We start from the raw sequence: 20,699 nt of genomic DNA, 5'->3' as shown, positions 1-20,699 counted from the left end.
GCTTTTTAGAGATTTACTTTAAGACCGCCGGTGAATGTTTTCAATGGTCCGAAATTGATCGCATCAGCTTCCGGATCGAAGTCACGGAATTCTTTTTTGGAGAATGTCAGCAGGTTCTGTCCCTGTGCAAAGACAGATACCTGTTGCAGCCGCAGTTTCTTCATCAGAGAAGCTGGCAGCTGATAAGCAATAGAAACATTCTTCAGGCGGAGGAAAGGCGCTCTGGAATAAGCCAGGTCACTGTTCTTTGCATATAAAGCCCATGGCAGGAATCCGAGAATGCTCTGTGTGTATTTCGGGATATCAGTGACATCGCCTGGTTGCTGCCAGCGGCCCAGTGCACGGCTCTTCAGCTGATTACCCTGGAAACCGGGAGGGAACGTACCATTGATCAATGGATTCCTGACAGTATGGTCCTCAAACTGTAACAGGAAATCTGCTGTCCAGCCTTTATAACGCAGGCTGTTCTGAAATCCGCCATAGTATTTAACGCTTACCGCGTCTAAGATCTTTGTTCTGTCTACCGGTGACGTTACTTTCTTACGCTCTTTATCATAGAAAGTGTATACGCCTGTCTGGGGATCTACGCCTGCATATTCATATACCCTGATCGTACCCAGTGGCTTACCGATGATGAAGGTTGGATCATCTGGTCCTACGCCCGGATAAGATACCAGTGTATTACGTGGCAACGCGATATTCAGGGAAGTACTCCAGTCAAAATCTTTGCTTTTGATATTCGTGGTGCGCAATTCAAATTCCCATCCGTTGTTACGGATAATAGCCGGGATATTACTTCTGATAGAACTAAATCCGGTGACTGCGGATAATGGCAGATTCTGTAACTGGTTGTTACTACGGTTGGTATAATAGCTGGCCGTCACAAGGATCTTGTCTTCAAGGAAACCCAGGTCAATAGCTCCTTCTATCTTACGGGTCGCTTCCCACTGTAATGCGGCATTAAACAGCGCCTGTGGTTGTAAACCATTGGAACCCTGATATGGGTAAGGAATAGAACGATACAGGTCAAGGAACGCATAATCGCCCGCAGCATCATTACCCGTCGTACCATAACTACCTCTCAGTTTACCAAAGCTCAGGAATGGCACGAGTGCTTTTACTGCTTTCTCCTGGGTGAATATCCATGCACCACCGGCCGACCAGAAGAAGTGGAACCTGTTTGCCGGACCAAAACGGCTGGAACCATCATAACGGCCATTTAAAGTCAGGATATATTTGCTGTCCCAGGTATATTTCACCCTGCCGAATGTAGCGTTGTAAGCATTCTCTGACATCCCGCTGCTTTCATTGATTAGCGTGGCCGCTGCTGCAGGATTTTTCAACAATGCATCACTCACATAATTACTACCGCTCTGTATCAATGATTCATTCAGTTCGTGTCTGAATGTTTCCCCTAACAAAGTTTCAACATTCCCTTTTCCAAAGCGGAAATTATAGGTAACCTGTGGTTCGATGTTCCAGATATTGTAATTGCTGGTGCCATAACGGGCGGAAGCAATCTTGTTGCCTGTCAGGTAAGGATTGATAATGTATAATGGCGTACCTGTATATTCTTTGATCGCGGTATTCTGATAACCACCAGCTACCTTAATGTCCAGTCCTTTGATCGGTCTGTAGCTCAGTGTAATGTTACCGTTGATGTTGTTACTGCGTCCCAGATAAGGTTGCAGTAGCGAAGAGTACGGATTACCAAAAGTGCCGTTCTCCCAGTTAAGCGTACCGTCGTGATTGAATGGTTCCGGTGCGTTCGGCGGCAGGTCTCTTACGGATCCTGTCGGATCGATGGGAGGGATGTCGTTGTTATTAGATACATAATAACCGCCTGCATTCACGCTGAATTTATTATCCTCACTGGTACCGGTGATATTAAAATGTGCGGAACCTTTTCTGGAAGATCCGTCAGTTGGCATTACCGGACTTTCCCTGTGATAACCGCCGCCAACAAGGTATTGTACCTGGTTATTACCGCCGGATACGCTTCCCTGTACATCAGAGACATGTGCGTTGCCACCCATAATGCGCTGCTGCCAGTCAGTGTATTTTGTAGTGTCCCAGGTGCCGTTTACGTCGTAGTCCGCCGGACCAGGACGCACGCCATCATTCGCCATCGCTTCTCTGCGCATCTGCAGATATTCCTGCAGGTTCATATACTCAGGCTTACGGGTTACTTTACTGATACCGGTATAGGCTGTTACATTAGAACGCATACGGCCGGGTTTCCCTTTTTTCGTAGTGATCAGGATAACGCCGTTGGCGCCGCGTGAACCATAAATGGAAGTCGCATCTGCATCTTTCAGTACGTCCACACTGGCGATATCTGCAGGGTTCACAAAATCCAGCAGGTTACCGCCGTCTAATGCAAAGTTGATTGAACTATAACCACCGCCCTTGAACGGCACACCATCAATGATATATAGAGGAGCTGAGCTACCGGAGATGGAGTTGAACCCTCTTAACTGTACATTGACGGCGCCACCTGGCAAGCCATTCACCTGATTGATCACCAATCCGGAAACTCTTCCAGCTAATGCTAGCAAGGGATTGCTGACAGGACTTCTTTCAATCTCCGCTGCCGTAACTGTGGCAACGTTTCCGGTACTGAAACGCTTGGTCGTAGTACCGTAAGCGATCACCTGTACCTGGTCCAGTTCACTGGTAGAAGCTCTGAGATATATTAATGTTGGCATGGCGTGTTTGATACGTGCCACTTTCGTGATGAAGCCTGTATAAGAGACAACTACTTCAGCACTGTCACCCGCCAGCTCACTGCGTATTTCGAAATAACCATTGGCATCAGTAGTAGCTCCTTTATTCGTGCCCTTCAATGACACTGTTGCTCCCGGCAACCGTACGCCTGTCATATCCGTTACCCAGCCTTTGATGACCTTGGGCGGTTCTGTGCCCATGATTAATGAGTTGGCAAGGCCGTGCAGCAGCTTTGGGTCTCTGGTAATGACGATAACATTATTGACTACTGAATAAGCCAATCCCTGCTTATTCAGCAGTTCCGGCAGAAACTCGCTGATCTCTTTATTTTTTACATTGACATCTACCGGAAAGGTATTTGCCAGTAGATTAGGATTCGCGATAAACTCACGTCCTGTCTGTTCACTGATAGCCTTGAAAATATCAGTTAATGCCGCCTTCTTTTTGTTGATCGTGACCTTCTGGCCATAACTGGCGCCGCTTACATGTAACACTGCCACGAGCATCAACGGAATGATTAGCTTCATAATCATAAATAATTTGGAAAAAGGAATTGGCATACCTTTGCCAGGTACAATGTTGTTCATACTTGTACATTTAGGGATTTACTGATTAAATGACGTAAGAGACATTTGAAGTAGCCCGCACAGGAGGGCCCCAGGTGCAACTGGGGTCCTCACTATTTTTAGTAATAGGACCTACAACTGCTGTTTTCTTGTTTGCTGATTTTTGGTTGTTGCTGTTTGTTTGTTTCTACTACATATGCGTTTGGTTGGTTGTTGATGTAAATGAGCGATTAGTTTCGGTTGTTTGTTCTCTGTTTATTTTTCAGCGCCGGGTATGACGCTGATATGATCCCCTGTTATACGGAAATGTACTTCTCCTGTTGCTGCGATTGTTTCCAGTAATGCCTGCGCGGTTACTTTGCGGGACAGCACACCCTGGAATTCTATATTGTCTACGTTCCCCTCGTAACTTACTTCTACGTCGTACCATCTCGATACCTGCCGCATAATCTGTTTGATGTTGGTCCTGCTGAAACGGAACTGTCCGTTTTTCCAGGCCAGTACCTCATCCAGATCCGGTTTGCTGATTGTGAAACCAGCGGCGCCTGTCTGTAGACTGGCCTGTGTACCTGGTGTCAGTATCGTTGTTGTTGCGCCTGCCGCAACCTTTACAGATCCGTTGACCAGCGTTGTACGTACAACATTTTCATCGGCATAAGCCATAATGTTAAACCCTGTCCCCAATACATGTACGTCCATTTTGCCGGTTTTAACAGTAAATGGTTGGGCGGCGTTTGGGGCTATCTCGAAATAGCCTTCTCCGGTAAGTTCCACATTTCTTTCAGTCCCCGTGAATGCGGTCGGATAGCGGATAGATGATGCTGCATTCAGCCATACATGCGATCCGTCTGGTAATGTTAGCTGGAACTGTCCACCTCTGGGTGTCGACAGCGTGTGGTATTGTATATTGCCTCCTGTGCCACTGTAAGCGATAGCACCGCTATCTGCTTTAATAACTGAGACGCCGCCTGATTCGGAAATAGTGCCTTTTTCGGCGTTATCTAATATGATCTGTTGCCCGTTAGCCAGCGTTAAAACCGCCTTATTGCTACCCGGCGTAAGCGTTGTTTTTTGTACGATCGCAGCTGGTTGTGGTCGCTGCGTACGTATCATCCATACGGCAGTACCGCCTCCCAGTAAAAGGAGGGAAGCCGCCGCAACCCACCAGTAATTACGTCCCCTGATCTTCCGGATATTATTGTCCTGCCCCCTTACTGCTGCCAATGCTGCTGTTTCTTCCTGATAGTAGGCCGTCAGCCGGCTATATATATTATTGACAATCTCCCGGTTATCATATACAGGCACTTCCTGCAGGCTCATCAGCACTGCTTCATGCGCCCGCGCAAGCGCCTGTAATTCTTCATCTGTTGCTTCAGTCAGGGTCCATAGCCTGAAAGCGGCTACTCGTTCTTCACTGACCGGAGTACCCTCAGCCAGTTTCGTCACGATAGTGATGGCTTCAGTTATATTCATATATGACATATATAGGTAAAGACGGTTCTTAATTCCGAATTTTCACCAGGACAGTAAAAAAAATTAAAAAAAATTTCAGGGCTGAAAGAAAAGTATCAATAGAAGAAGGGTAAAACTAATGCCATTGCGGGCCAGATAGTCTTTGAGCTGTTGGGTAGACTGCTGTAATGACTTGTGAACGCCGCCAACGGACATGCCCTCTGCATCCGCTATCTCCTGAATGGTCATTTCATCGCGTGTACGCAGCAGGAAAATACGACGCTGCTTTTCCGACAGTATATCCAGTCCCGAACGGGCAATGGATTCATACTGATCCGTGATCAGTTTATCGTCCGCACTATAGTGTGGTAAAACATAGTCTTTGCTGTAACCGGCCTGCTTCTGAAGTAATGCCTGCCGGGCTTTCAGGAAGTCGTTCAACGCATTCCTGGCCATGATAAATACATAGTTCTTAAAAGAACGTACCGTAACAAGTATTTCCCGCTTTTTCCAGACTTTCAGAAATACTTCCTGGCCGATTTCCTCTACGTCATGTTTGTCAGTAAGATAAACCTGCAGATAATGTATAATAAGAGGGGAATAGGCTTCATAAAGGCGCGTAAATGCCTGCCAGTCACCTGTCGCAACATTACTGAGTAGATGTCTTTCCTCTTCTTCCGTTATACGTATATGAACATTAAGCGCTGACAATGAAAATAATGGTAAAGGAGTAAGCCACAAATATAACCGTTTTCCTCATGATTGTGCCGGTCTTACCTGATCATCCGCCACCGCCAGCAGAAAGTCATATAGGCTGACCTCCGCCGGTAATTCCAGTTTCTTGCGCAGCCGGTATCTGCTTGTTTCTACTCCACGGACAGAAATCCCCAGTGACTGTGCAATTTCTTTCGTCGTCAGATTGATGCGCAGATATGCACAGAGTTTCAGATCAGTCGTACTCAGCTCCGGGTAACGACGTTTCAGCTTAAACAGGAAATTGTTATGCACTTCATCAAAATGCCGGGAAAATTGCTCCCAGTCCTCTTCATTGTTTTCCGCCTCTTCAAACAAACGCATTACTTTTTTAAAAGCCCCTTCCGGTGAGTCTAACTTCTTCATAGCACTCAACAGTTCTTCCTTGATATTCGATAAGACCTTGCCCCTGTGTAGCAGGTACATCGTAGCCGTCGCCAGCTCCCTGTTTTTAAAACGAACTTCCGCTGTCAGCTTTTCATTCTGCAGACTGATCAGGTCTTTCTCTCTTTGCTCTTTTTCAAACCGGTACCGTAAGATCAGCTGCTCCTGTTTCTGCTGATAACGCTTTCGCTGACGGATGAATTTTTTCTTCTGATAGATATAGCCCCAGAGCAGTAAGGCGAGTCCGCTCAACACATACAGACTTTTAGCGAGCCCTGTCTGATACCAGGCAGGTAATATCCGGAATGCATATACTGCCGGACGGGATACATTCCCCAGGTTGTCCTTCGCCCGCACAGAAAAAGCGTAATAACCATGCGGCAGATTGGTGTAGTCTTTTTCCGTTTTTACCGACCACTCACTCCATCCCTGGTCAAAACCGGCCAGCCGGTAACTGTAGAAGATGGTATTCCCCTGACTGTATATCGGTGAAGCATACTCAAAGTGAAAACCCGAAAATGCATTGGGCATCGCCTTGAAAGAATGCTTTCCCGGGGGATGATACCCGCCGAATAAAAGACTGTCCCTTTTCCCATGTGCGCTGACCTGACCAATCAGCACAACCGGCAACTCCCTCGAATGACGGTAATGCTTATAGTTAATGTGATACATCCCTTTCTCCGCACCCACAAAAATGTTCTCGTCGTCATATGGATAAAGGAACTCAAATCCGCTCACCACCTGACCTTTCAGTTCCGGGAAATACACAATACTATAAGGGTGCTCCGGTAACGGCTTGTGAAAATCAATTACACCCGGCATCTTATCAGAAACAAACCAGACATTACCCGTAGCATCTTCCGCCAGGTGTTGTAAAGGAATATTCTTTAGTACAGGATATAACCAGGGAGAAGGGACAAAATGCCGCTTCCTGGCATCATATTCATATACCCCTGCCTGTGTGGCCACCAGGGTCCGGTTCCTGATCCGGAATACAAAATTGTTATAGTCGGAAGGCAGACCGTCTTTGCTGGTAAAAAGCGTGTACTGTAGCAGACTGTCTTCTGCTACATGCATCCTGAATACCCCCCTGTAAGGATGCGAAGACCAGACAATACTATCGTCTTCCACTGTCAGAAAGCGGAACGATTCAAACAAACCTCGTACCCTGACAGCGCCACCTAGCTGACTACCATCCTCTTTGATCAATTGCAGTCCGTTATATCCTCCTGAGAGTATATGGGAAGAGAAGGGGCGGAACAACCAGCTTCCTGTCAGTTTGGAGACTAATCTGGCGTCCTGTCCGTCAATCTCAAAAGCGCCTTCATGATGCCCCATTAGTAAATGTGAGCCTATCTGACTCAGGTTCCATACCTGTCCCTGCGTATGTCTGATCCGCCGGAAATTTCCTTCCTGAAAACTCAGGTCTTTCCGGTTACCCAGCGGTGTCGCAAAAACGCCATCCGAAGTACCTATATACAACTGCTCCTTAAATATCGCCGCCGTATAAGAAGTAAGATATCGCTGGCCATCCGGCAGAATCTGTTTCACCGCCGTATTATACCGCACCATATCAATACCATTATCCAGCGTTAGCCAGATATTCCTGGCAGGATCTGTAAAGATCTTCAGTACACTGTTATGCTGTAAGCCTTCATCCACCGTAAACCGTTGGATAATATGCCCTGTAGTACTATTAATAATATAGCAACCACCATAGGAGGTGCCTACAAGTAATTGTTTGTCACTATCGCCCCAGTTCTTCGCACAGTAGATTTGTTTTTCGGTAAATATGCCATCCGCTGCTGTCCGGAACGGTAACAGCTCACCGCCATGTAATTTGAATAGACCGTTTTTTAAGGTGCAGATCAATAGGGTGTCCTTTCCGTAATCCAGGATTTCCCTGATCAGCAGGCGCTGACTGGCGATCGCTGTACAGACAGGTTGCCATTGGCCGTTCCGGAATCGTAATAATCCCCTGGCTGCATCCTGGGCATATAGTTGTCCGCCGGCACGGCGTAACACCTGCCATTCCGCCTGGGCGGGATAAACATGTAATGTTTTATGATCGTAGTGAAAGATCTTGTTAGTGCTTCTGAAGAAGATTCCGCTGTCGTCGATCACAATATCCCAGATATCGGCAAATTGATCCTTCCGGTTCCTGACGACCGGTTTGAGGGAGGTATACCGTAACACGCCATCCGCATCCGCCAGGTAATAACCGAAATCATCCTGTGCGCCGATATAGATCCGGCCGTCTTTAGCTGTTTTGACAGCCCTTAGCCGGGTATGGTTAGGAACGGGCAGTAATTTCCAGGAATGACCGTTGAAGGTCATCAGCCCTTCATTGTTGGCAAAGTAAAGGATGCCATTCCGGTCCATATCCAGGTCCCAGGTTTGCCCGCCACCAGGATATTGCTGACGGGTATAATTGATCACAGGCGGTAGCCCGATTATTTGTTGTGCGATGAGCAGGTTGCTCCATAGGATAGACAGCACAAGCAGAAAAAGCTTGTTCATTTTCCATAACGTTTCGCTAAAAATAGGGAATAATCCAGCGCGAAGTAAGGGTGACGTAAATAAGGTTTATTGATAATCAATAGACTACGTTATGCTTGTAGTAGATTAGACGTACCCCTTAAAAGAGGCAGGATAAAAATTAACCTCATCTTTGCGCTGATCAAATTAACCATTCGTTTCCGCGTTATGACACCTTGTTACTGAAACAGGCGTATTATTTACACCTGTCCGGCAGCGATAAGGCTATACCGTGGAAACAATGAAAACCAGAAAATTTAATTATGAAAAGGCAAACCCTCTCCACGTTGCTTAGCGTACTGCTGTTGTCAGGAGCAGTAACATCCTGTAAAAAAGAAAACAAGGCAGACCAGACGCCTAAATTGTCAGCTGATGACAACACCCTTGGCGCTGTATCGGCTGCCGCCAGATCTTACAACCTGATATGGTCTGATGAATTTGACGGTACCAGCCTGAATACTTCCAAATGGGGGTATGAAAATGGTAACCTCGGTGTCAACAATGAAAAGCAGTTTTACCAGACGCAGAACGTTGCTGTCAGCAATGGTAACCTGGTCATCACTGCCCGTAAAGAAAGCGTTGCCGGACAACCCTACACTTCCGGCCGTATTAACAGTAACGGTAAATTCTCAACCAGGTATGGTCGTATTGAAGCCCGTATCAAGCTCCCTGCAATACAGGGCTTATGGCCTGCATTCTGGATGCTGGGTAACAGTATCAGCACCGGCGCCGGCTGGCCTGCCTGTGGTGAAATTGACATCATGGAGCATGTAAACACCGGTAATACCGTGCTGGGTACGATCCACTGGTTTAACACCGTTTATTCCTATTATGGTGGTAACACGAACACCACACCGACTGACTATCACGTGTACGCGGTAGATTGGGATGCATCCGCTATCCGCTGGTATGTGGATGGTGTACAGTTTCATGAAGCAAACATCCTGAACAACATCAACGGTACAGAAGAATTCCATGCGCCTTTCTTTATCCTGCTGAACGTTGCCGTAGGGGGTAACCTGCCAGGTAACAATATCAACGATGGCGGACTGCCTGCTTCCATGCTGGTGGACTACGTAAGAGTGTACAGCATCACCGATACACCTGGTGGTGGTACTGCTCCGATCGGTTCTACTATCACGATCAAAGGCAGCAACGGTCTGTTTGCCAGCGGTGAAAATGGTGCACAGGCCATGACCTGCAACCGTCCGACCGCACAGGCATGGGAACAGTTCACCGTAGTAGATGCCGGCGGTGGTAAAGTCGCACTGCGTAGCCAGGGCATGTATGTTTCCTCCGAAAACGGCGCTCAGGCAATGACTTGTAGCCGTCCGACCATCCAGGATTGGGAAAAATTTAATTGGATTGATAATGGCGATGGTACTTTCTCTCTCCGTGGCAATAATGGATCATATGTCTCCAGCGAAAACGGTACCCAGGCAATGACCTGTAACCGTCCGACGATCCAGGGCTGGGAGAAATTCACCCGCTAGTTAATATTTTCTTTTCCCTCGATTAAACCCTTAGCTGGCCGTAACTATGCCGTTATCTCTACGTTCATGAACGTAGAGATAACGGCATAGTTACGTAATAATGGCGATGTAATGGGACATTCAGGGCAGTATCAACGAAGGGGAGGGCGTTTGGCCGGATTTTGGGTGATCCCCAGGTGATCAAGTCCACCTATACGTCGTGTATAAAGCATGTATGAAGCATGTATACGTCGTGTAGGACGTATGAAATGCTGGTATAGTCCTGATATAGGTTTACACGCTTGTTAAATAATCCTGTTTGAAGTTTACAAGTACAAAAAAAAGCGCCGGTACTGGACCAGCGCTCATATTGTATAATGTAAAAGTTTAATAAAACTAGTGTATAAGCTGAACCCGGATGGCCCTTAAACCAGATACCCCCTGAAGATCCTCAATATCAAAACGTTCGATTGTTTCGCCCAGTACGGCGCGTGATTGCAGCATTTTTATATACCCCAGGTATTCTTCCTCCTCTACCGCACTGGAATACACAATAGTGATCTTGCCCGACTGCGTGATACGCTCAGTGGTATCTTTGATACATGCCTTATCTATGCGCTTTTTAACGATCTCAAAACGGGCATTATAGCTCCCATCCACATCAAACCGCTTTTCATCCATCCTGAACCGGATAGAAATAGTAGAATTATATACTAAAATTAGTGTGGTAACATCCAATTGATAGGGAAGTTCTGGTTTCAGATGATGATGGGCGATTTCCATTTTACACAAGGTCTCCAGTTGCCAGAGCCGCAGCGTATATAGTCGCTGGATATCGAACTTAACTTTGGGGGCAATAGAAGCGCCGATATACAGGTTATGTTCCACGCCGTCGGTTTTGAACCGTTCAAAGTAATGGGGGAATGAACGCTGTGCTGCAAGTTGCTGTTTATCAATGATGCCGGTCATCCGGTCATTGATAGCAGCAATAGTCGCCTCATATTTCCGGCGATGCAGGTGAAACCGGCCATATGCCTTATCATTATCTGAAAAGTACGCCTCTACCTGCGGATCGGCCATAAAGGGATGTAGTTTAGGATGCACCTCACTCACTACATAAGCCGTGATATATTGTTCTGTGCCTGCCCTTAAAGGGAAAGACAGCTCTATCAGGTATTCCCTCAGCTGCTGCTGTATGGTATCAAAACCACCCAGTTGTTTGAGTATTTTGGATAGAGTCTTTACCTGTAATAAGAGGTCTTCCTGTACGCTGTTATTACGTACCTCTGAGGAGCCCTTTATATCGATCTGTCCATATAGCGGGTATACGTCGCGGAATACGATCTCATGTGGTTTATACTCTTTTCCTGCATGATGATGCGCGATGAATCGTTCTGCTTCTTTCCTGAATTTCCAGTATACACTCTCGTGAATAGCGGTATAATTATTCTGGATCACGGCCTGTACCTCGTTCTGCATCTCTGCCAGCAGTCTTTCCACAGTATCAGTCAGGAAAGGCATCACGACTTCAAGTTTGTTGGCATTGATGCTGTTGAGCTCTTTGGTCCTTACCGAGGCCATCTCCATAACGCCCAGCAATTGCCCGTTCTTCACCACCGGCGCCAGGATAAAGCTTTTAATCCCCTTTTTTGAAAGGAAACCGGCGAGGCGGTTTTCCGGATCAGCAGCCAGAAACTCAGGTACATTAGACACGGCGAAGTATTGTTTATGCTTCACCACACAGCTATACGAACTCGTACATAAAAGCTCACGCGCCTCGCTGTGTTTATGTCCCTGTACCAGGAAACTGTCCATCTGTTGTAAGCCGAAAGGATCGGCGGTAAAATGATCGTCTTCCGGGTTATAAAGTGTGAAACCCACCTTTATATCGGGGATGCGGTAAATAGACCGGAAGATAGACTGTATCTTCTCTTCAAAGCCTTCAGTATTCAATCCTAACAGCTTCTCCTTGAAGATAGATACGGCGTTTTCCACTGTCGCATCATACAGCGTCATGATGGCAAACCCTTTCAGGATCCAGCTTTCTTTCGGAAATTTGGATTTCCACAGGGCCAGGTCATCATAGTTATTCAGCAGCAGATCGATTTCCTCCTGGCTAAGCGTCGGTGCTTTATCCGTTGGGATGATATCGAGAAAATCTGCATTGTATAATATCCTGTAATGTTTGATAACGCCATCCGCAGTAGGAATGTCGTAGAAAAACGGTCTGCCGAAATCCAGGGACGTGCCGTAAAACTCATTGAGAATGATACAACAACTCAGCACATATGCCTGGTGTTCATCAAAGTCCCTGATGGCAAAGCTAAAGCCAGGACCCGCGGCCCGCAGTATGTTTTTAAACCGCTCTGTGTGATTGAAGATGAGATCTGCATAGGGCAGGTTAATGGCCTTTATCTCATTCATCGTGAGGGCTTCAGGGAAATAGTCCGCCAACAGGCGGCGTATCAGTCCTTCGCTTTTTTCTATCTGATCAGCTGACGTAATACCTTCGACCAGTTCTGGACTTTGCGCAATTTCTCCCAGCATGGCTTTGGCACGGTTGGCCGCCTCGCCTGCCGGTCCTGCTGCCTGTTTTTCCAGTCGCTCGGCTAACTGGTAAAAACTGAGTTGAATCTTAAACGGACTGTCCGGAATCGAATGCAGGTTCATGTTCTTATTATCTTACCGGTATAAAATTAATCATAATTTCCTAGCATTCAGGTATCCCGGGAACGCAGCCGGTATATTGCCTTTGCCTGCTGCTGTAAAGGCGGCACAGACCACGTGTTTCTGTGCAGCCGGCAGAAATATTTTTTAACGGCCGTTTAAATATCCCGCTAATTTCACGCAACTTGCAGTCAGAAGAAGTCTTCATGCCTAAAACTCCACCCGATGACCCAACGTATCCTGTTCCTCATTGCCATCTTATTTTCGTTCAACCATTTATTTGCACAGCAACAAACCATTAAACGTATTGACTCACTGCTCAGTGCTACGTCTCAGACGCCCTTCAACGGCGTAATTGTACTCAGTACCGGTGGAAAGACCTTTTACAGGAAAACAGCTGGTTTTGCCAACTTTGATCAGAAAAAAGCCATTACTAATGAGAGTGAATTTATTATCGGTTCCATCAGTAAACAGATCACGGCAGTGATCGTACTACGGGAACTGGATAAAGGACATTTGCGCCTGGAAGATCCTATCCGCAGATACCTGCCCCAGCTGACAGAAAAATGGGCAGATACCGTCACGATTCATCATCTGCTGACGCATACGCATGGTATTACAGCGTTAGATAAACCACTGGCGTTCAAACCTGGCAGCCGCTTTCAGTATGGCTTTCTCGGTTATGACCTGCTGTCGCAGATCGTAGAGAAAACATCCGGTAAGTCCTTTCCGGACCTTTGTAATGATTTGTTCCGCTTATGCGGGATGCAACATAGTTCGCACCCAAGGGGCCGATCTTATAAAAACCTTTGTAAGGGATATGTGCTTGAAAATGGAGAAAGGAGGGAAGAGCCGTCTTACCTGGATGTGTTTGCTGCTGCCGGCGGACTGGTATCCTCTGGAGAAGATCTCGTAAAATGGAATAATAACCTGCATGGCGGGAAACTACTGGTCGACAGCACTTACCAGCTCATGATCAGCAAAAAAGAAAATGCCTTTCGCGACCATGTTATTTTAGGGACGATCGATTACGGTTATGGTATAACGATTCCGTATCAGTTCAGCGTTCCTGAACTGGCTGTGACAGGCGTGGCACAGGGTTTTATCTCGCTGGATACGTATTTCCCTTTTACAAAAACAAGCCTGGTCATATTGGAGAATGTGGCTACCGATATGCAGGAACTGAAGAATAGTTTCTATTACCACGAACAGATCCTGAAGATCGTAAGGGAGGCACTGTAAAAGGTGCTATCCCGCTTTCTTTTGTTCATGCTCCGGACAATCCAGCCGAAGCGTATCCGCTACCAACGGGATACGCAAGAGATTACAGAAGTGTTTGTTGCCACTACCTGAGTAATGCGTACAGGTAAAACACATGCGCTGCATCGTGATGATCTGCTCATTGTGCAGCTGGAAGATAAGATTGAGTAATACTATTTTCAGTCCGGCCTTCTGCGTATCCGGCAACTGACTCACATACTTCAACAGCGTATTGGCGAAACCGCCCGCAGACTCCGCAATCCTTTTGCCTGCTGCCGTTAATTTGAGTACCTGTGCACGACTGTCCGCCGGATTATCCTTCTTCACCACCAGCTTCTTTTCTACCAGCACTTTTATCACATCGCTGATCGTGGCTTTGGTAACATTAAACTCCCTGGACAGATAGGTGACTGTCGCCATTGATTCATCGTGGGTATGCAGGAAGATCAGCGACTGGATCTGTATCGGACTCAAACCATGTTCCTTTGCCTGTTCCCACAGCATCACACGGAAAGATTCGCCTACCCGCTCCAGTGCCGCTACGATTAAGGCGTCATTAGATGTATTCTGTACATCCGGATTGAATGGTGTCGTGTTTGTATTACTCATTGTCTGTATAACTTATGCTTCCTGTATCGCCACGTAAGTCTTGCAGGGGAATACCTGACCGCGTGTAATTGATCCGCCGGAATAACAGGAGCAAACAGGCGCTGTTATCAGCACAGAGATGCGAACCACTGGCCCGCATCTCCGGAATGTACCTGTATCCTGGCATTCTTTTACGAAGGATAAAATTACATTCTTTAGTTATTACATTCCTGCATTTCTATAATGGAATATCCCTGGCGGTCAATATCGGCTACCACATTGTCATCTGCCTGTTCGATATGGCAGAAACGGCATTCATTGGTACTGAGCGTTTGTCCTTCCTGTCCTTTCTGTGCCAGATACTGACGTCCGTAGGTATGTATCTTTTCCAGGTCTTTAAGATCAGAAGGAACTAATATGTCAAAGTGCATAACAGCACCGTTTTTCTTCTGGACATACGTGTCGAAAACTGAAACTTTCATGATCGTTAGTTTTTATAGCAGTAAGCGGAGCGGAGTACACGCCGCTTACGATGATGTAATTGTTTATTTTACCTGGTAGGGAAGGGAGAGGTTCCTGGAAAGTACACTATATACTTTGTAGACGCCCAGCATAGGCATTTTACCACCCTGCGTATGGTCTCCTGCTTCTCCTGTTACGACCTGCATATAGGCTGCTACTGCATCGTATTTGAAATTGGTTTTGAAACGTACTCTGTAATCAGGTACCACGATCCTGATCGCCTTCCCTTCGGTGACTACCTGGAAGCCCGGAGAGTCCATGTACATCGGCATACCCGGATTGGTCTTTGGTAATACAACGGATTTATCAGCAGGATCAAATTCTTTTACGGATAGTCCGCCGGGAACACGTTTGTCCTCCACTAACACCACCCAGTGCGGATGCCATACGATTTTGTCATTTGTATAATCGCCATCACCGTTTTCATCCCATAAGGGAGTGTCATCAAAGTCAGGATGCGCTGTCAGTGCCAGGGCAAGAATTCCGGCTGTTTTACTGAACCCGACATCCTCCGGACTAAGCGTGGTAGGGAATACATAACCATCTACCGGAGCGCCGTTCATCTTACCCGCAGGTTTGGAGGTACTCTTACCTGCCTGTCCCTGCACGATGATCTCAAATTCAAGCTGTCCCCATTTTTTATTGTGTGTAACACTGGCGGATACGATCTTATAATCTGCTTCATTAACAGTAGACTTAGGTCTTTTACAAGAGTCACAATCCGGTCCTGCAAAGGCAGATAGTACAGTGAAAAGAACCAGTGCTACTGTAGCTGTAATGTGTTTCATGATGCTATGAATTAGTGTGATTGATTTTGATAATGCAAATATAGGTAGGAATCCTAACAATATGATATCTGGGTTTTCTATAAGTATATAGGACTCCTTTATAACTGTTATTCAACAAGTGATTATGAAATGGAAAAATCCGGATGCGTGTTATTTACGTAGTCATGTTTTTCGGCCAAGAAGTCCGCTATGACTCATAATAGTAGCTGAAAAATTCTTTCCTGTTTTTAAAACCAGTTGAAATAAATACACGTATCTAATCATGTACCGGTTCCAGACAATAGACATTGTACAGACTAACTCGCTGGAACCAGATAAGGAAGCAGATATAATATACATGCCAGTAATCCTGTCAGTGCACATGCACAGGACCTCACGTTAATTAATCAAGACCTTTTTATGATCACAAAAAAACTAAAGCAGATCCTGCTATGGGCCGGAGGTATATCCGTGTGTCTCATAGTAGTGCTTGCGGTGCATATCTATATGGTAACGCGACCCAAGCCACCGGGCGCTAATACCCGTATCATGGCCAGAATTGATATCAGGCAGGATATTTCGCAGCAGGATGCGGATAAGATTTCCGCATGGTTGTATCAGCAGAAAGGCGTGGACAGGGTGATGGTTAATCCCGCTACAGCGATTGTAGTATTTACCTTCTTTCCTGTGAAAACCAATGCAGGTAATATTGTCAGCGATTTCCAGACCACCTTTCATTATCCTGCACAACGTTATGTACCCAGTGAGGAAGAGATGAAAAGTGGTTGTCCGGCTATGGCACAATCATTTACTGCGAAGTTGTCTGGCGTATTCAAACATATTTTCTAATGGCTAATCAATAATATCATATGAAAAAATCAGCGTGGTTATTTATGCTTGGGCTTGTTGCCTTCGTCGGACTTATGGAATCCTGTAAAAAGGACGACGATGCCCCTATGGTTACAAAAATGTCTCTTTATGATTCCCTTGGCGGTTCAGCAATGGTAAATGATCCTGCCAATGCAGGCATGAAGATCGAACAAGGCAGACTCGGTATCCGTTCTGTGGTAGACAGCGCCATCTTTGTGATCGCAGGAGATGCAAAGATCAATGGTTTCTTTACTGTACTGCTGGCGGAAGTAACTACCGGTAACACCAGTGGTTTTGAAAGACTCAGTAAAAATCTGACAGACTTTATCTGCGTAGCTACCGGCGGAAAAGGCTTTACTTATGGTGGCCTGAATATGAAAGATGCACACGATCCTGCTAAGAATCCACGTATGAATGGAAAAGCTTCCAATGCAGATTTCGACGCCTTTATCGCTGACCTGGTAGTGGCTGCAAAAAAGAACGGTTTATCTGATCAGCTGATTGGTCAGGTAGGCGCCCTGGTAGAAACCCTAAGACCAGTGGTGGTACAGAAGAGTTAAAAAATTAAGAATAAAAAGGTAAGAATTAAGAATTGCGGAATAATTCCCGGTATAAGAATATATAAAACGTCTGGAAAAAGAAGTATAATATATAATTCTTAGATTGTTCAGGGCTTCGTCATTCGACGGAAGCCCTGAATCAGTTGAACATAACCATGCCGTGAGTAATGATGGCCGCTGATAATATCTCACCGGTTTCTGTAACATATCTGCCGCTAAATAATTAATCGCTGCTAAATCGTAATTCGTAATTTTTTTCTCATTTCCACCGCTATCAATTCTTCAATATTCCGCCCCTTCAAACCAATTCTTAATCCTTAATTCTTAATTTTTAATTTTTTTTCTCCTAACTTCGTCCGTCACTAAGAACATCTATGCATTTACATTTGTTTGATGAACTCGTTTACACCAAACGTAGACAAAAGCTCTCCGCTAATGTAGGAGACGGTCTGATTCTCCTGATGGGAAATGAAGACAGCAGCATGAACTACGCGGATAATACATATCCTTTCCGCCAGGATAGCACTTTCCTTTATTATGCAGGTATTGATATAGCCGGACTGGCACTTGTACTGGATACGGAATCCGGAGAAGAGACACTTTTCGGAAGAGAAGCTGGCATAGATGATATCATCTGGACGGGCCCATTGCCTTCTTTACAGGATCTGGCAACCAAGGTAGGTATTGCAAAGACAAAACCTTACGCCCAGCTGGGAGATGTACTGAAGAAAGCAAAAGATACAGGACGTCGTATACATATCTTGCCTCCTTACCGTCCGGAAAACAAGATTAAGCTGGCAGAATGGTTGCAGTTATCTATAGCCGGTTTGCAGGAAGTCGTATCCCTGAAACTGATCAAGGCAGTAATCGCACAGCGTGAGTGTAAAGATGCGAATGAGATAGCAGAGATGGAAGCGGCGGTATCTGTGAGCGTGGATATGCACCTGGCTGCTATGCAATATACCAGACCAGGCATGAAAGAATATGAGATCGCAGCGAAAGTGGAAGAAGCAGCATTGGCAGCAGGCGGTCGTTTATCTTATCCTACTATTCTGACAATCAATGGTCAGGTATTACATAATCACTTCCATGGCAACCAGGTAGCAGAAGGACACATGGTACTCTGTGATGCCGGTGCGGAAACAGCCATGCATTATGCGGGCGACCTCACAAGAACGTTCCCGGTAGGCAAACAGTTTACCACCCGTCAGCGTGAAATGTATCAGGTCGTACTGGATGCGCTGGATCACGCAGCTGGTTTGCTGCAACCAGGTATACAATATAAAGAAGTACATACACAGGCTTCTGTTAAACTGTTGGAAGGATTAAAGAACCTCGGACTGGTAAAAGGAGACCCCGCGGAAGCAGTGGCGGCAGGTGTACATACCTTGTTCTTCCAGTGTGGTCTGGGACATATGATCGGACTGGATGTACATGATATGGAAGATCTGGGTGAACAATACGTAGGTTATTCCGATACACTGAAAAAAAGTACAGAATTTGGCTGGAAGTCACTGCGGCTGGGTCGTGAACTGCAAACAGGTTTTGTATTAACAGTTGAACCGGGCATTTATATTATTCCTGAATTGATAGATCGTTGGGTTGCTGAGCATAAACTTAGTAACTTTGTTGATTATAACACGCTCGCAGGCTATCGCGATTTTGGTGGTATCCGTATAGAAGATAACTTTGTGATTACGGAAACTGGTAGCAGAAAGTTAGGTAAGGAATTACCAAAAACAATCGCAGCCGTTGAAGCGTTAAGACAATAGACTACAGACTAACCCATATATTATATCGTAAAGGAGTCCGCCGGTGGCGGGCTCCTTTCTTTTTGCAGGTGATAGGATGGCGGTATTACGAACGATGCAGATAAGCAATAGGTTCTGCAACAGGCGACGGGCTGAGACAGGCGATCACTACCAGTATCAATGCAATGACATTGGCTATTGTACGGATGGTATGCAGGTATATCCAGGGTTGCTCAAACTTAATCCGCATAGTTGCAAGATCTGCGCTTGTGGCGCCGGATAGTTGGACGGCATCCAGCATATTGTTCAGCGGTACATTGCCAAACATAGTCACCCCGAAAGTACCTCCCAGGTAAATAAGCGAGGCCAGTAACAGGAGCCAGAAACGGGCAGATAACACCGGACCATATTGTAGATAGGTACACAAGGGTAGCAGGAATACAGTGCCCATGAAACTCAGAAAGAATACAGGGTTGAGTATAGCCCTGTTCATCTGTTGCATGGCTTCCAGGTAGGTGCTGTCGGACACCTTTGCCAGACCAGGAATAACAGAACAGGACCATGCGTAGAACAACCCACTGATTAAGGCTGTTGTAACGGCAGTGGCGATCATGATGATATGCGGGAAGGTAAACATGGGATTAGTTTTTCTGCTTGTCATATAGCTGGTTCTAAAGCTTTTAATATAGTTGGCAATGGCTGTCATCTGATCGGGGGTGATGCGCTTTCTGAAAGCGGGCATAATCCGTCGGCCATTACTGATCTGCAGGAGAATAGCGCTATCAGATAACTGGCTTTTCTGCAGGTTCTTCGCCCCAAACAGGCCCCTTGCTCCATCCGTACCATGACAGCGTGCACAATGGTGGTCATAAAGCGCGCGACCTTCTTCCTCAGAAGCAGTGAAGGCGGCTGTCAGCAGCAGGCATAGTACAAAGGAGAGGGTAAGTCGTATTGGCTGCATTTCTTTTTTTCTCAAAATTAGGGCGGGGCAGAGGCGGAAAATAGAACAAAACCGTCAGGCATCAATTAAATGCAAAAAAGCAGTCCGCCCAAGGCGAACTGCTTTCTTAATACGTCTGTGTATGTGATGTGGAAGACCAGGGATTAATATACCGTGATGGTTGGATCCCACTGGCAGTAACTCCAGAGCTTCTGTGTCTGTGTACCGGCATCGAATAAGTAAAGACCGAATCTGATCACGAAATTTTCTGTGCCTTTAGCTTTCACAGTGGAAGTCAGTGCATAGATGTTACGTGCTTCTGTAGTTGCAGGTAATCCGTTAATGCTACCGGAAGGAATAACGCCACCAGGTAACAATGTCTGGTTCATGACAAAAGGATTAAATACATCGTCGGTAGGACCCAGGTTTGTATTTTTTTCTATATCATAGATGATGATGGCATCATGACCATTGTTAGAAAGAGAAGACCCCCAGAATGCTACCGTAGACTGGTTAGGTACGGAGAAGGAAAGGTCAGCAGTTCCTTGTTTTGATGGTTTATTGACGAAGGAACAGGCCATTACTTCTGAGTTGTGGTCAATAGGCATCGGTTTGGTGGGGTCGGTGCTGATGCCGGTTGTGTACTTCGCATAGATGTAAGCGGTATCTACCAGGAACATTACATGAACGATCTGGTCATTCACGTCCAGGATATTGCCCTGCGTTGCGCGACTGGTAGCTGTAGCGATTTGAGACATAAAATGTGGTTTAAAATTATTACCTACTCTTTTCAGGCTTTTCGGTATACGCCATTTAAAATTTGAGGGAAGCAGACAAACGAAGGACTGTATTTCCTGTAGGGAAACAACATATTACAGTGCG

At 46.1% G+C, this 20,699-nt stretch carries 15 protein-coding genes; 5 read left to right on the top strand and 10 right to left on the bottom strand.

What is annotated here, in order from left to right; genetic code table 11:
- Positions 1–5 precede the first annotated feature (5 nt).
- The 4 genes from CPIN_RS25355 to CPIN_RS25340 form a co-directional block, all read right to left on the bottom strand.
- Positions 6–3,254, bottom strand: a complete 3,249-nt coding sequence (locus CPIN_RS25355; protein ID WP_187294691.1) for a SusC/RagA family TonB-linked outer membrane protein — start codon at positions 3,252–3,254, stop codon at positions 6–8.
- 294 nt (positions 3,255–3,548) lie between these two features.
- Positions 3,549–4,766: a FecR family protein gene (locus CPIN_RS25350; RefSeq protein WP_012792712.1), complete on the bottom strand. Its 1,218-nt coding sequence runs from the start codon at positions 4,764–4,766 to the stop codon at positions 3,549–3,551.
- Positions 4,767–4,841: 75 nt separating this feature from the next.
- Positions 4,842–5,456: an RNA polymerase sigma factor gene (locus tag CPIN_RS25345; RefSeq protein ID WP_044219683.1), complete on the bottom strand. Its 615-nt coding sequence runs from the start codon at positions 5,454–5,456 to the stop codon at positions 4,842–4,844.
- A gap of 45 nt (positions 5,457–5,501) precedes the next feature.
- A complete protein-coding gene (locus CPIN_RS25340; protein ID WP_012792710.1) occupies positions 5,502–8,402 on the bottom strand; it encodes a triple tyrosine motif-containing protein in 2,901 nt (966 codons plus the stop codon).
- Between the two features lie 281 nt (positions 8,403–8,683).
- On the opposite strand from CPIN_RS25340, the gene CPIN_RS25335 reads away from it, so the two are divergent.
- Positions 8,684–9,913 carry a family 16 glycosylhydrolase gene (locus CPIN_RS25335; RefSeq protein WP_012792709.1) on the top strand — a complete coding sequence of 410 codons (1,230 nt, stop codon included), beginning with the start codon at positions 8,684–8,686 and terminating at the stop codon, positions 9,911–9,913.
- A gap of 375 nt (positions 9,914–10,288) precedes the next feature.
- Here CPIN_RS25335 and CPIN_RS25330 read toward each other — a convergent pair whose 3' ends face one another.
- Positions 10,289–12,562: a hypothetical protein gene (locus CPIN_RS25330; RefSeq protein WP_012792708.1), complete on the bottom strand. Its 2,274-nt coding sequence runs from the start codon at positions 12,560–12,562 to the stop codon at positions 10,289–10,291.
- Between the two features lie 222 nt (positions 12,563–12,784).
- Between CPIN_RS25330 and CPIN_RS25325 the strand changes: the two genes are divergently transcribed.
- Positions 12,785–13,801, top strand: a complete 1,017-nt coding sequence (locus tag CPIN_RS25325) for a serine hydrolase domain-containing protein (protein WP_012792707.1) — start codon at positions 12,785–12,787, stop codon at positions 13,799–13,801.
- A gap of 6 nt (positions 13,802–13,807) precedes the next feature.
- On the opposite strand, the gene CPIN_RS25320 is transcribed toward CPIN_RS25325, so the two are convergent.
- From CPIN_RS25320 to CPIN_RS25310, 3 genes are all read right to left on the bottom strand, one after another.
- Entirely contained in the window at positions 13,808–14,428 is a 621-nt protein-coding gene (locus CPIN_RS25320; RefSeq protein WP_012792706.1) for a MarR family winged helix-turn-helix transcriptional regulator, read from the bottom strand.
- A gap of 194 nt (positions 14,429–14,622) precedes the next feature.
- On the bottom strand, positions 14,623–14,889 hold the full coding sequence (locus tag CPIN_RS25315; RefSeq protein ID WP_012792705.1) for a DUF2024 family protein: 267 nt from the start codon (positions 14,887–14,889) through the stop codon (positions 14,623–14,625).
- 63 nt (positions 14,890–14,952) lie between these two features.
- Positions 14,953–15,717, bottom strand: a complete 765-nt coding sequence (locus tag CPIN_RS25310) for a hypothetical protein (protein ID WP_012792704.1) — start codon at positions 15,715–15,717, stop codon at positions 14,953–14,955.
- Positions 15,718–16,116: 399 nt separating this feature from the next.
- Between CPIN_RS25310 and CPIN_RS25305 the strand changes: the two genes are divergently transcribed.
- The 3 genes from CPIN_RS25305 (at position 16,117) to CPIN_RS25295 (ending at position 18,898) form a co-directional block, all read left to right on the top strand.
- Positions 16,117–16,545: a hypothetical protein gene (locus CPIN_RS25305; protein ID WP_012792703.1), complete on the top strand. Its 429-nt coding sequence runs from the start codon at positions 16,117–16,119 to the stop codon at positions 16,543–16,545.
- A 20-nt stretch (positions 16,546–16,565) separates the two neighbouring features.
- Positions 16,566–17,126 (top strand): group I truncated hemoglobin, encoded by a 561-nt coding sequence (locus CPIN_RS25300; RefSeq protein ID WP_012792702.1) that lies wholly within the window; start codon positions 16,566–16,568, stop codon positions 17,124–17,126.
- Positions 17,127–17,500: 374 nt separating this feature from the next.
- Positions 17,501–18,898 (top strand): aminopeptidase P family protein, encoded by a 1,398-nt coding sequence (locus tag CPIN_RS25295; protein ID WP_012792701.1) that lies wholly within the window; start codon positions 17,501–17,503, stop codon positions 18,896–18,898.
- An 85-nt stretch (positions 18,899–18,983) separates the two neighbouring features.
- Here CPIN_RS25295 and CPIN_RS38290 read toward each other — a convergent pair whose 3' ends face one another.
- Positions 18,984–19,838, bottom strand: coding sequence for a c-type cytochrome (locus tag CPIN_RS38290; RefSeq protein ID WP_012792700.1), 855 nt, complete (start codon positions 19,836–19,838; stop codon positions 18,984–18,986).
- Positions 19,839–19,981: 143 nt separating this feature from the next.
- Positions 19,982–20,575, bottom strand: coding sequence for an inclusion body family protein (locus CPIN_RS25285; RefSeq protein WP_012792699.1), 594 nt, complete (start codon positions 20,573–20,575; stop codon positions 19,982–19,984).
- Positions 20,576–20,699: the final 124 nt, after the last annotated feature.

This window comes from Chitinophaga pinensis DSM 2588 (genome assembly GCF_000024005.1).
Taxonomy (GTDB): domain Bacteria; phylum Bacteroidota; class Bacteroidia; order Chitinophagales; family Chitinophagaceae; genus Chitinophaga; species Chitinophaga pinensis.
The sequence above is the reverse complement of the archived record's forward strand: the minus strand, read 5'-3'. Positions and strand labels throughout refer to the sequence as shown.